10 protein-coding genes are annotated in these 11,720 nt (G+C 38.8%); 5 read left to right on the top strand and 5 right to left on the bottom strand.

Annotation, left to right across the window (positions count from 1 at the left end; translation table 11 throughout):
- Positions 1-16: 16 nt before the first annotated feature.
- The 5 genes from L6469_RS14295 to L6469_RS14315 all read right to left on the bottom strand — a co-directional run bounded on the left by L6469_RS14295 (position 17) and on the right by L6469_RS14315 (position 6,912).
- A complete protein-coding gene (locus tag L6469_RS14295) occupies positions 17-1,120 on the bottom strand; it encodes a hypothetical protein (RefSeq protein WP_006281442.1) in 1,104 nt (367 codons plus the stop codon).
- Positions 1,117-4,344, bottom strand: a complete 3,228-nt coding sequence (locus L6469_RS14300) for a hypothetical protein (protein ID WP_006281443.1) — start codon at positions 4,342-4,344, stop codon at positions 1,117-1,119. The genes L6469_RS14295 and L6469_RS14300 overlap by 4 nt, the downstream gene beginning before the upstream one ends.
- Entirely contained in the window at positions 4,328-5,230 is a 903-nt protein-coding gene (locus L6469_RS14305; RefSeq protein ID WP_006281444.1) for a DUF4007 family protein, read from the bottom strand. The genes L6469_RS14300 and L6469_RS14305 overlap by 17 nt, the downstream gene beginning before the upstream one ends.
- A gap of 601 nt (positions 5,231-5,831) precedes the next feature.
- Positions 5,832-6,104 carry a hypothetical protein gene (locus L6469_RS14310; RefSeq protein WP_155815408.1) on the bottom strand — a complete coding sequence of 91 codons (273 nt, stop codon included), beginning with the start codon at positions 6,102-6,104 and terminating at the stop codon, positions 5,832-5,834.
- A gap of 487 nt (positions 6,105-6,591) precedes the next feature.
- On the bottom strand, positions 6,592-6,912 hold the full coding sequence (locus L6469_RS14315; RefSeq protein ID WP_039869577.1) for a heavy metal-binding domain-containing protein: 321 nt from the start codon (positions 6,910-6,912) through the stop codon (positions 6,592-6,594).
- Positions 6,913-7,471: 559 nt separating this feature from the next.
- Here L6469_RS14315 and L6469_RS14320 point away from each other — a divergent pair.
- The 5 genes from L6469_RS14320 to L6469_RS14340 all read left to right on the top strand — a co-directional run bounded on the left by L6469_RS14320 (position 7,472) and on the right by L6469_RS14340 (position 11,715).
- Positions 7,472-8,455, top strand: coding sequence for a cation diffusion facilitator family transporter (locus tag L6469_RS14320; protein WP_006281446.1), 984 nt, complete (start codon positions 7,472-7,474; stop codon positions 8,453-8,455).
- A gap of 47 nt (positions 8,456-8,502) precedes the next feature.
- Positions 8,503-9,522, top strand: a complete 1,020-nt coding sequence (gene hemE / locus L6469_RS14325) for a uroporphyrinogen decarboxylase (protein ID WP_039869543.1) — start codon at positions 8,503-8,505, stop codon at positions 9,520-9,522.
- Positions 9,523-9,596: 74 nt separating this feature from the next.
- On the top strand, positions 9,597-10,409 hold the full coding sequence (gene hemA, locus L6469_RS14330) for a glutamyl-tRNA reductase (protein WP_006281448.1): 813 nt from the start codon (positions 9,597-9,599) through the stop codon (positions 10,407-10,409).
- Positions 10,396-11,076: a hydroxymethylbilane synthase gene (hemC, locus tag L6469_RS14335; RefSeq protein ID WP_006281449.1), complete on the top strand. Its 681-nt coding sequence runs from the start codon at positions 10,396-10,398 to the stop codon at positions 11,074-11,076. Before hemA ends, hemC begins: the two co-directional genes overlap by 14 nt.
- Before the next feature lie 12 nt (positions 11,077-11,088).
- Positions 11,089-11,715: a uroporphyrinogen-III synthase gene (locus L6469_RS14340; protein ID WP_006281450.1), complete on the top strand. Its 627-nt coding sequence runs from the start codon at positions 11,089-11,091 to the stop codon at positions 11,713-11,715.
- Positions 11,716-11,720 lie beyond the last annotated feature (5 nt).

Raw genomic sequence — 11,720 nt, forward strand, 5'->3', positions numbered from 1 at the left:
AACTATCCCCCCTATATTATATAAAGCAGTTCGCACACATGATATCATCACCTAGGATTTCTGCAAGGGTCGTCCCCTTATTATTTGCCTTGTTTTCTTTTTGTCGTCGGATAATGTCAAGTTTAATCTGACGAATACGCTCTGGTTTAATGAGATCTTTCAAACTTTCATTCTGATTCCAAGTATATCCATCTTTCTCGAATTCCATTGCCTTTCTAAAAAGGTCCGGATGCTGTTCATAAAGCCATACCCACTCTATTTTCTGCTGAAAGAAACAAAAGTAGCACCCTGAACGACTACGGCAATAGGTACCAGTCTGACCATCCACCTCAAAAGGAATTTCCTCGTAATAGGCTGGTACCCCCACACCACTTTCTCTAAGCAAACGGAATATGTCGTCTTTAATCAATATATCAGTATTATCAAGCAATGGGAAATCATCGAGCTTTCCCACAGGATAATCTGTTGTTTTCAAGAATTCAAAAACAGCATGATTAAACAATTTAACGTCATAGTCAAGTAAAGCATTCATTTTCTTAGAATAGAAAAATTGCTTAGTAATCGGCTTTTTAACGGTTTCTATTATTTCTTCTCGTAAGAAACTTTGAGGACATAAACGTTCATAGATTTCAACTATCTGATCTAAATTTTCTTTGTGCAGAAATTTGTTGATAACATCAATACTCCAGATATTTTTACGAAATGGGAAAACTGCTTGAATATTTGGTTTTGATGATATATAGCCATCTCTGTCTTCATCGCCACGAATACCCACATACGAAACAGCATAATCGTCCCCCACATATTCCTCAAACTTATCTAGCTTCATCTTCTTAGTGCACCATCGAGCTTGAGGAGAAGGTAAGAAGCCACCCATTGCTTTAAGGAAGTGATGGAATGGAGTCGGCTCCGGGCTCCCTTCGGCGGCACGGAGTCTCTCAATCTTACCTAAATAGGCTTCCAAACGATTAATTAACGTTTCTGTTTCTGCAAGTTCACATCCAGTATCAGAATTATAATACTCTATCTTCAATGATGGGTATGTTTTTTTTAGATAAATAGCAAGAGCTGCACTATCTTTACCACCAGATATGCCTAATATGTGTCTAACCTTTGTCATTTGATTATTTTTTTGTTTAGTATCGACAGTAATGTACATACATCGATATTAGTATCACCAGAAAGTAATTGGGTAATTTTCCTTTCAAGCTCAGTAGCTTTCTTTCTATCCTTTTTGGGGAGTATGTACGTCTGCGTTCTCATACTAGTACCCTTATTGGTAACCATATCAAATGAATACGCATCTGACGTATTTTCATCATCAATCTTAGTAGATATATCAGAATATTTCTCGCACTCACGGAACAAATAGACCAAATCATCAGACAATTTATCCTCTTGTTCATCCTTTAGAGTATCAAGTCGTTGCTCTAGAATAGTATAACAAATTGATTGATACCATTGGACTCGATTATCATATACTGTCATTACATGATGGTAGAACTCACGTTGTTTATCTGTCAATAGATAGTCTCTAACATGAGCCAGTCTCTCACGAATCTCAATAATATACTCTGAATAATCATAGCTCTGCAACCCAAACTGCTCCACCAATCTTGATTCTATACGGTCTATCAACTGAGAGTAACAAGATCGTAGTTCTCTAATTGCACTCTGAATAATTCGTCCATATTCTGTGATGAATTCTTCTTGCTTTAGATTCTCTTGTGTAAAGCCAAGAGCTTCTGGTAAATCTTCGAAAAAAGCCTTTTCAGGATCTTTGGCTTGAGATAACACATCTCGGAATTTCATAGTTGTCCCATGATTAAATTTTCGAGTGTGCTTTGTATATTCATTAAGTCGCACATAGAAACTCAGGAAAGGCTTAATCGTTTCAATGAAACTATCATTGGTTATCGATATTTCCTCTCCAAGATTAATAAAATGACGATATTGATTAAAAAAATCCAACTTTACACCATCAACAGAGAATTTCTTTACCTCATAATCACCTGGATGCTTTTGAAGTAAATCAAAGAATTCCATATTAACATTTGGCATGAATGCACCTCTTGATGCATCATAAAGTGCAAAGTCTTGACGCTTAATAAACAGATACGTTGGAATCCAAAAATCCAGAAATCCCTGTTTTAATTTATATGGCTTAGTTGATAGCAACTTAATTAACTCTGAAATTTTTCGAGCTTTATTTTCTGAATTACGTAAAAATTCTTCACAAGCCTCCCATAAAGGCATAAATCCCTTATTCGTTGGAACATCTGCAAATTTACCATTTTGATGCAAACCTGTATTTAATAATAGAGATGCATAGATGGTTTTTTCCGGTGGGTATTTTTCATCAGTAAATCCCATTCCATTTTCAGAATAATGTTCTGTCAAATAAGTAAGATAACTTTTGCGAGCAGCAATAATCGCTCTACTGAGTTTATGTTTATTAAACAATTCATTTACCATCACAGGCGTTTTGCTATAAACCTCGTTACAAACCTTGGACAAAAGCCTATTAAAGTCACGATGTGATTCTACTTTCTGCTCTTTTCCGCCATACACCCAAACAACTCGGTTCTCATATGAAAACAAATTATCATTTATAGCCTTGTTGAGTAAAACTTCTTCATACTCCTTTAGTTTCCGAATTTCTTTTACAGCCACCCTATCATTTTTATCAAGTACATGATCCAACAAATATATGTACTTCTTGATATTGTAAAGATGATCTATAATATCCTTTGTATCGATGAATAAAGCGAATACTAGTGCATTATTGGTTTCGGAACTGAATTTTATAATCTCCTCTAATGCATTTTTATGTGTAGAGAAAATTAGTTCAATGTAACCATCCGTATCACCGGTAGGCACAATATCAATTGGTTCTTCACGAATAATATAGTCAAAAAAACGTGGCGTCCCTTTCTGATAGTAATGAGCTTTGACTGGTGAAATTCTGCGATTAAAAAAGACATTCAGCTCGTCCACAAAAGCAATAGGACGTGAAACCATCATGCCTGCCTCACGAATTTCTGCTTCAAGATCCACATCAGTACCTTCAAACAAAATTAATCGTTCTTTGTATGCAGCATAGCGTACAATTTTCTTGGAAGAAAGCTTCTGTATAATCTCTGTAGCATTGTATATTGCCATTGCTTCTCGGGCATATACAGCGAGATTATTTACCGTAAGTTTGAATCCTGCTGTTCCGAAAAGATTCAAAAGCCCAATTGCTTTTACCAACATTACGGCTTGTAGCATTTCCTTTTCTGTAGTCCAATCCTGTCCTTCAACTCGTTCGATTGAAACCTGTATTGTACTCCAGCTCATAGAATCAGAGTTAGCATCCTTCAAATAGGAATAGAAGTTATAATGTATGTAATCATACACCATTGAAAGGTTATACGTTTGATGCTTTGCAGGCCTAAATTCAGAAATAGAGTTAGTACCTCGAACTGATAAAAATGTAAAAAGAGAACGCTCATTCTGCCCATACCGTTGAATAGCAGTTGTTATGGTATAAGCAGCAAAAATATCCAATGGAAACAACTGAATAGCCGTGCCCAATAAGAAATCTTTAGAAACATACCTTGTTTCTTTCGCCAAATCTAATAAAGGTTTGACATTGTCCGAATTGTATATATTTTTTTTCTCATGCAACTGAGTAGATGCCAAATATAGCAATTGTTCTATTGGCTCTACAAATGCAATTTCCTTAAATCGCCCTTTAACCTTTATCCACTCATTTATTTGCGATTCTGTCAGACCTTTTGCATATGCACCAAAATTTTGATGAAGGGTTGTTAAAAGCATCATATTCCTACTTGGAACATTCACCAATTCTGAAAATTTCTGTAAGAAATATAATTCCTTTTCAGGATTATTTTTTGCTGCGTGTTCTAACACCTTACCAAACTCATCAATTACTATAAGCAAGAATTTTCCCTTATTCTGACATTGGGTGTAATAATCTTTTAGACTATCAAGAATGCTAGTTGTATTTCCTTCAACGTTCAAAGCTCTTCTAAGTAATATTGACATCTCGACATAATCACCTACAATGTTCATTATCTCAAATCCCTTTGCATCGGACAGATTCTTGGCATCAAGCAGATATGTCTTTTTCCCTCTATTATTCAAATCTGATTCTAGTGCCAAAAGGAAACTTGATTTGCCTGTGCCATAAGAACCAATGATAGTAAAAGTATGAATGCCTGAACGAAAATCATTTACTATGTTATGAATAGCATTCTTTGCATTAGGAGTTACCAAATATTGACTACCTTCTGCAAAGCCATTCTTTATATTTGCCGATAAACTAAATGTTTCTACCATAGTACTTGTCTAACACTTGTTTTATTTCCAAGTTCCTTATAAATTGAATTTGTTTAATTCCTGCCACATCACTATATGTGAAATATTGTCTATATTCATTTGACAACTTTTTCAACATTTCAATAGTCTCGAAATCTTGCATACAAAATACAAGCCCTACATTCTCTTGTATAGTCTCAAATGCAATAGTATTATCACCTTCAACCTGTTTAAGTTTCAAAAGGCCATAAAGAAAAATTTCTTTTGATACTTTTCGTTTGCCATCTACATTGAAATAATAGCTTTTCCCATCTGAACTCTGCCGAATCAGATCTAACTCAATCAACAATGACGAAAAATCCTCATTTGATTGAGGATTACGAGGAAGACAATAGTTTTGTAGCAATACACTGATATCCTTTTTTACAGTATTTACATTATAGTTATTTTGTTTACCTGCTTCAGCGACCTTCAATTTTATATAAGTTTGAATTTGCTCACGTTCAAACTGAGTACGTTCTCTTTGAAGTCCACAAAAAAACATATTATACAGTGATGCATCCTTTGAAAATACAAGATTAAAATGAAGAATCCAAATCGTAGCCAAATCCTCCATATATTTATCCTTGCCACTATTGTCATTAAAAAGATAATCCCCTAACTTGGTTGGCATATCATTTTCACAAATTCCAAAAACACGAAGCCAATAGCGAATTGACGATACCATGTTTTTTCCAACGCCCAATTTGATAACCGCATCCGCATTATTGAAATTATTTTTATTGACAACAAAATCATATCCTTTTTTCAACCACAAGGCTTTGCAAGAAAATGATTCATGTCCAGAGAAGATAAATTTGTTTTCGCAAGTTGTCACTTTTGCTTTCAATTTAAGTGTAACATTCATTCATCTCTTCCCAAGAGATGTATTGAAACAAAAAAGTGTTGATATACAGATGTTTACGAAGATGTTCTGATGCGTTTTGCTAAACAAATGGCAAAAAAGCGATGCCTAAAACCCGTTTTTTGGGCATAAAAATGTGCGGTTTGCGAAAAAAAGAGTACCTTTGTACTCAGAATCCGTCTCTTGGGAAGAGATGAAGATTTTTGCTAAACATTTTTTCGTTTCGTTGTGGTTTTAGCACTCCCAACTCTCTTTGCTCTCTCTACTTTTTTGCTTTCCTGTCCCTATTTTCCCTACTCTCTTCTTGCACGCTAAATTTTCTTAAATACGCTTTACTCGAATTCTCCGCACTAACTCTATTTTTCCGTACCAAGCTTACACACCCAACCGCCCTTACGTCCCTTGCCCGCTTGACTTTCTTTCTTTGCGTCTTGACGCTCTTAGCGAGAAAAAATCCGCCATCTGTCAAATAAAATGGCCAAAATCAGGGTCTTCCGAAAATCGCCATCTAGCTCGAAAAATTCAACTTTTAGACTGCCCACTTTGTCGCTTACACACACACTTGCGGCAAAACCCCAGCTCCTATACCCCAAAAGCTTAGACTTTAGCCGCTAAAACCTATGACCTTATCGCATAAACTCTTAGCTTTTGGGGTATAGGAGCTGGGGTTTTGCCGGGCATTTCTTAACGCCCCAAAACAGCTATCAGCTAACTCGCAATGAATCAGGCAGTTACAAACTATCGCAAAATTCGCATATTTCAGTCTTTCTAACATGCCGACTGCAAATAAGCGAATTATAAGGCGGTTCATGTCAACAAAATTCAAAACAACATATTTTGCTCTTATTGCAATATTTCTAAATAATATTTCTATCACTTGGTTATATATATATAATATTTTAAATATTTTACAATCCCCGCTCAGCCCAGTGTTTATCGGGCTTGAGCGCATGTGTAACGGATCGACTTGGTAAGGGTAGCGGATCGGTTTGGTTAAGCAAAAACCTTCTAACGGATCGACTTGGTAAGTCCTAACGGATCGACTTGGTAACATTTTTGAGGGCTAACGGATCGACTTGGTAACTTTCAAAAGCAAAAATAAAAATAAACTAAAACATGTACAATAAAAATATCACTTTTTTTTGCACAAGAAATGAGCTTTTATGGCTAATCTATGACCATGTCCTTTTGAAGAAAGACATCAAGCAAGTAAATATGTATAAACCTATAAACCAAACACTTACACACAAAAATAGCCTTAAAACAAGGGGGCGAAAAACCCCTCATTTTAAGGCTAAAAATAAAATGAGGTACTATATGCGAGTTTAGCCATTTTTGTCAGCTAAACGGTACATTTTGCAACTTTAGTCGATTACCACCGCTGTACCACTCACAGCAACCATAAGCATAGAACCCTGTGCACCAATCGTTTCGTAGTCAATATCGACACCTACTACAGCATTGGCTCCCATTTGCTGAGCACGCTCTATCATCTCACGCATGGAGGTATCCTTAGCCTCGCGCAACACACTCTCATAACTGCCCGAACGACCACCAATAATATCGCGAATACTTGCGAAAAAATCTTTAAAAACATTGGCGCCAATAATCGTTTCGCCAGTAACAACTCCTCTATAACTTAAAATGCGATGTCCCTCTACGGTTGGGGTGGTGGTTACCATCATGTTGTTGATCATATTTTTAAATATTTAAGTGTTAATAATCGTATTCCATTACCATTCTTTTTGGGGGTATTTATAATACGACAAAGATAGTATTATCTGATTTAAAAAACAAATTTACATGCTGATTTTTTCCTCCTGAAACAACATAAAAAAATATAAGCAGATTTGTCGTCACGACGAATCTGCCTATCACTTGACTTGTAAAAAACCTACAAAACTTTTTAAAAACTACGTCTAGTAAAACCTAAATAAAATTAACTAAACTAGTTATTAAACTCACATATTGAGACAGGCGATTGAACGGTAAATCGAAATACCTGCCTTAAATGGATGAGTTGACCTAAATTCACATCTAAACAGAATGCAGTTCGCTTACCACAAGTTCTAAAGACAATTGCAAAAATAAATAATATCTATCAGTAAAACTTTGCAAAAAGTACCAAATAATTTGTCATTTGTAACGAATACAAAAAAATATATCCTAAATTTTGAACAAATTATAGCTCATGTTACATTTTCTTTATATATTTGCTCTTCAAAGGTTTAAAGCACGTGAGAAATGGAATATAAAAGCACTGACTCTTCTGATGACTCACCCTTACGCGAAAAAAAACTATTTCGCATCACTTTGAGGGGAAGTTTGATTAATGTGATATTGCTTATTCTGAAATTTGCAGCAGGTATTTGGGGACATTCGGCTGCGATATTAGCCGATGCTGTGCACTCGCTGACCGACTTCGCTACCGATATCGTTGTCATCGTGTTTGTGAAATTAAGCAACAAACCGAAAGATAAAAGTCATGATTATGGTCATGGTAAATACGAAACCTTAGCTACGGCCATCATTGGTACCAGCCTCTTAGGTGTTGGTCTGATGGTCTGTTATAGTGGCATTTCGCAAATCATACAGAGCCTACGGGGCGAAAATCTTGGGCAACCGAGATGGATAGCTCTAGCTGCAGCACTGATGAGTATCGCTCTGAAAGAATGGGCCTATCGATTTACGGCTGCTGCTGGCAAAAAATACAAGTCGGAAGCCGTTACGGCTAATGCTTGGCATCATCGCAGCGATGCCCTTTCTTCTATAGGTACAGCTCTAGGTATCGGCGGTGCTATCCTGTTAGGACCAAATTGGGCTGTTCTCGACCCTATTGCGGCTGTCGTAGTGAGCTTTTTTATTTCGAAATCTTCTTACAAACTGATAAGGGATGCTCTGTCAGAACTGCTCGAGGCGAGTCTGGGTGATGAAACGGAAAATGAAATCATACAAATAGCTGAAAGCGAGGACGGGGTAATAGATGCCCACAACCTGCAAACCCGACGTATTGGCAATACGATAGCTATTGAGATGCATATACGTATGCCAGGACATATTACCTTATATGAAGCGCATCAGCATGCTACCCATATAGAACATCGATTACAGGCTAAATTTGGTAAACAAACACATATCGGACTGCATCTGGAACCGATAAAAATAAACGGGAAATACGAAAAGCCAGTCGTTAACACGAATCATCAAAAATTAGGATTGCATGATTGATGTATTTTTTGTACCTTTGCAACGATTTTGTACAAAGACAGTATGACATGAACGATTTGATACTTCGTACGTTACAAGGTAAAAAGACTGAGCGACCAGCAGTATGGTTTATGAGACAGGCAGGAAGAGTACTGCCCGATTATCTGAAACTACGCGATCTCCACAGTTTTGACGAGATTATGCACACACCTGATTTGTGTGCACAGGTAACGCTTATGCCTGTACATACCATTGGCGTAGATGCTGCTATCTTATTCAGTGATATTCTGGTAGTGCCTACTGCGATGGGCGCTAATATCAGTTGGACTGACAAAGGACCGGTATTCAGTACTCCGCTCTGCCAATATTCTGACGCAAGCAAACAGCTGAAACCTGATGCAAGCAAACTGGATTATATCTATCGCAATATCGATGAAATAAAAAGTAGAATATCAGACGGCACACCGCTAATCGGTTTCTGCGGCGGGCCGCTCACTACACTTTGCTATATGCTTCAGGGTAGAAGCACGGATAATCAGTTTAACGATGCTGTAAGTTATATTTTCAGTAATCCGGCAGAAACCGACCGACTCATCGAAGCCCTCACAGAGATGACCATCGAATATGCCCGTAACCAGGTAAAGCATGGTGTACAACTCTTCCAAATCTTCGAAACAAATGCCGGTGTACTACCTCAAAATGAATATATCGCCCACTTTATGCCTGCCATACGACGTATCGGACAAGCTGTGAAAGAAATGGGTGTTCCCGTAATATACTTTGCAAAAGGTCTGGGACTTGGCTTGCAAGCTGTAACCCCAGATATGTGCGACTTTGTAAACATAGACTGGCAGATGGACTTTTATGAGGCAAGAAAATTGGTGAACCCTGCCATCGGCCTACAAGGTAATCTAGACCCAAGGATTCTCTTCGCCAGTGAAGAGATTATCCAGCAAAAACTTGAAAGCTATCGCCCATATTGGGAAGAGCACCACAACTGGATACTCAACTTGGGTCATGGCGTTCCGCCACAAGCTCCACTCAAGAGCCTACAGTTTATCACCAATTACGTAAAAAGATCATGGTAACTTATCAATCAATAAATTTTAAAAATACTTCATTACAAGATCGCGAATCATATTTTAAAACGATCGAAAACCAGATGCCACCAGAGTCTGTTTTTCTACAGACTTGTAACCGTATGGAACTCTATTCGGGTAATGGTGATGTTCCCAAGCGTGTGGCTCGCCATCTTTTCCGCGTGGTGAGTGGACTGGAATCGGCTATCGTAGGCGAAAGAGCTGTTCAGGGACAGGTGAAAGAGGCTTATCTGAAAGCACGTAACGATCATCATCTGCCTGCCGGTATTCACAAACTCTTTGAGTGTGCTCTCGAAGTGGGTAAACGTGTGCGTAATGAGACCGAAATATCTCATGGTGCTGTAAGCCATAGTTTGGCTGCTGTAGAAATTATGGAAGAAGAACAGGTAGACTTGAAGCATGCACGTATTACGATTATCGGTGTCAACAAGTTGACCAGCGATATTCTGAAATTCTTGCAGAATAAAGGTGCGCAACTTCTTTTCTTGGGTAACCGAAGTCTGGACCGAGCTCACGAACTGGCTGATCCACTCGGCATACAGGTATTCGGTCTGGAGGAAAAGAAGAACTATCTGAAAAATACGGATATCTTGATTAGTGCTACTTCTGCTCCAAGTCTGGTGGTGACAACAGACGATATCGAGCGCGACCAGAAGTTGCTGGCTATCGACCTTGCTTTCCCTCGTGATATCGATGCAGAAATCGCTACTTATCCTAACGTGCATCTCTATAACTTGCGCGATTTGGAAAACCGTGTGAAGAAGAATATAGAGGTAAGATCAAGTGAGGTGGAAAAGGCTGAAGCTATTATAGAAGATGAAATCGAGATACTCGAGGATATCATGGAAAGGAGAAAATTATATGCCACAAAATAAGGAATTAGCGCCTATTAGGGTTATCGCCAGAAGAAGCAAACTGAGCCAGCTACAGGTAGCTGAGGTCTTCAATAGACTGAAGGATATACCTTATACGATCGTCTTTACGGATACCTTCGGCGACAAAAGACTGGATTTGTCTTTACTCAACGGTGAGGCTCCTGACGATATGTTTACTCGTGAACTCGACTGGGCGCTGCTGCATGATGATGCGGATATCGCTATACACTCTGCCAAGGATCTGCCTGAACATTTGCACCCTGATTTGGAAGTGATTGCGCTGTATGAGGCTTTTGATAAAACAGATGCTCTGGTAAGTAGAGACCATATCAAACTGATGGATTTGCCTGCTGGAAGTACCGTAGGTACCAGTTCGCCGCTGCGTAAGAAAGGCTTGTCAGAACTGCGACCAGACTTAAAGATTGTGGGGATACGTGGTTGTATCGAAGACCGCGTAGCTCAGGTAAGAGACGGCAAGCTAGACTGCGCTATCGTGGCTACTTGTGCTCTGAAACGACTGGGCATGGAAGACGAAATCACAGAGATTCTACCTTTCCCTACCCATCCGATGCAGGGAAGACTGGCTATTACAGCCAAAAGAGGTGAAGCTGCCGAAAACTTGAAAAAGTGGTTTGCACCTGGTAATATTCTTAACGAAACGATCTAATCATCATCGCCTATGCGTCTCTATACCGGACTCACATGTAAAGATCAAACGGCCATTCATACTCCGCTGATCGAAATAAGAGGACTGGAAGATGATACCTTACTGCAGCAAGCGGCTGCCTCTATCACCGACCATGATATTCTGCTGATGACCAGCAGGATGACGGTGAAATACTGGTATGAAGCCATGCAGAAGGTGAAGGCTCCATGGCACGGGCAGGTGGTGGCAATCGGACATACTACTGCCCAGGCACTGCAAGAGAGAGGCGCACAAAACCTCATTATCGCTCCTCAAGACGATTCTTATGGGGTTATCGAACTATTCCGTACAGACGAAAGACTTCTACATCGCCACGTTATATTTCCACGATCGGCTATAGCACTACCCATTATCCCTGACGGATTAAGAGAGTTAGGCTATACCGTACAAACGCTGACCGCCTACCAGAATGTAATGCCCGAACACCCGAAGAGAGTGGACCTCGCGACGATAGACACCATCGTATTTACATCGCCAAGTACCATCGACAACTTCTTGAAACTCTATGGTACGCTGCCCGAAGATAAAACGTATGAAACCCGAGGAGCTATTACACAAGCCCATCTGGAAAAACAACTGAAAAAAAGAAACCATATATAAAAAGA

Source organism: Segatella baroniae B14 (genome assembly GCF_022024235.1).
Classification (GTDB): Bacteria; Bacteroidota; Bacteroidia; order Bacteroidales; family Bacteroidaceae; genus Prevotella; species Prevotella bryantii.

Bases quoted from the DNA above. Each gene is read 5' to 3' on its own strand.
- hemC (WP_006281449.1), top strand. From the start codon at position 10,396: ATGCCACAAAATAAGGAATTAGCGCCTATTAGGGTTATCGCCAGAAGA.
- L6469_RS14305 (WP_006281444.1), bottom strand. From the start codon at position 5,230: ATGAATGTTACACTTAAATTGAAAGCAAAAGTGACAACTTGCGAAAAC.
- L6469_RS14340 (WP_006281450.1), top strand. From the start codon at position 11,089: ATGCGTCTCTATACCGGACTCACATGTAAAGATCAAACGGCCATTCAT.
- L6469_RS14320 (WP_006281446.1), top strand. From the start codon at position 7,472: ATGGAATATAAAAGCACTGACTCTTCTGATGACTCACCCTTACGCGAA.
- L6469_RS14295 (WP_006281442.1), bottom strand. From the start codon at position 1,120: ATGACAAAGGTTAGACACATATTAGGCATATCTGGTGGTAAAGATAGT.
- L6469_RS14315 (WP_039869577.1), bottom strand. From the start codon at position 6,912: ATGATGGTAACCACCACCCCAACCGTAGAGGGACATCGCATTTTAAGT.
- L6469_RS14300 (WP_006281443.1), bottom strand. From the start codon at position 4,344: ATGGTAGAAACATTTAGTTTATCGGCAAATATAAAGAATGGCTTTGCA.
- hemE (WP_039869543.1), top strand. From the start codon at position 8,503: ATGAACGATTTGATACTTCGTACGTTACAAGGTAAAAAGACTGAGCGA.
- hemA (WP_006281448.1), top strand. From the start codon at position 9,597: ATGCCACCAGAGTCTGTTTTTCTACAGACTTGTAACCGTATGGAACTC.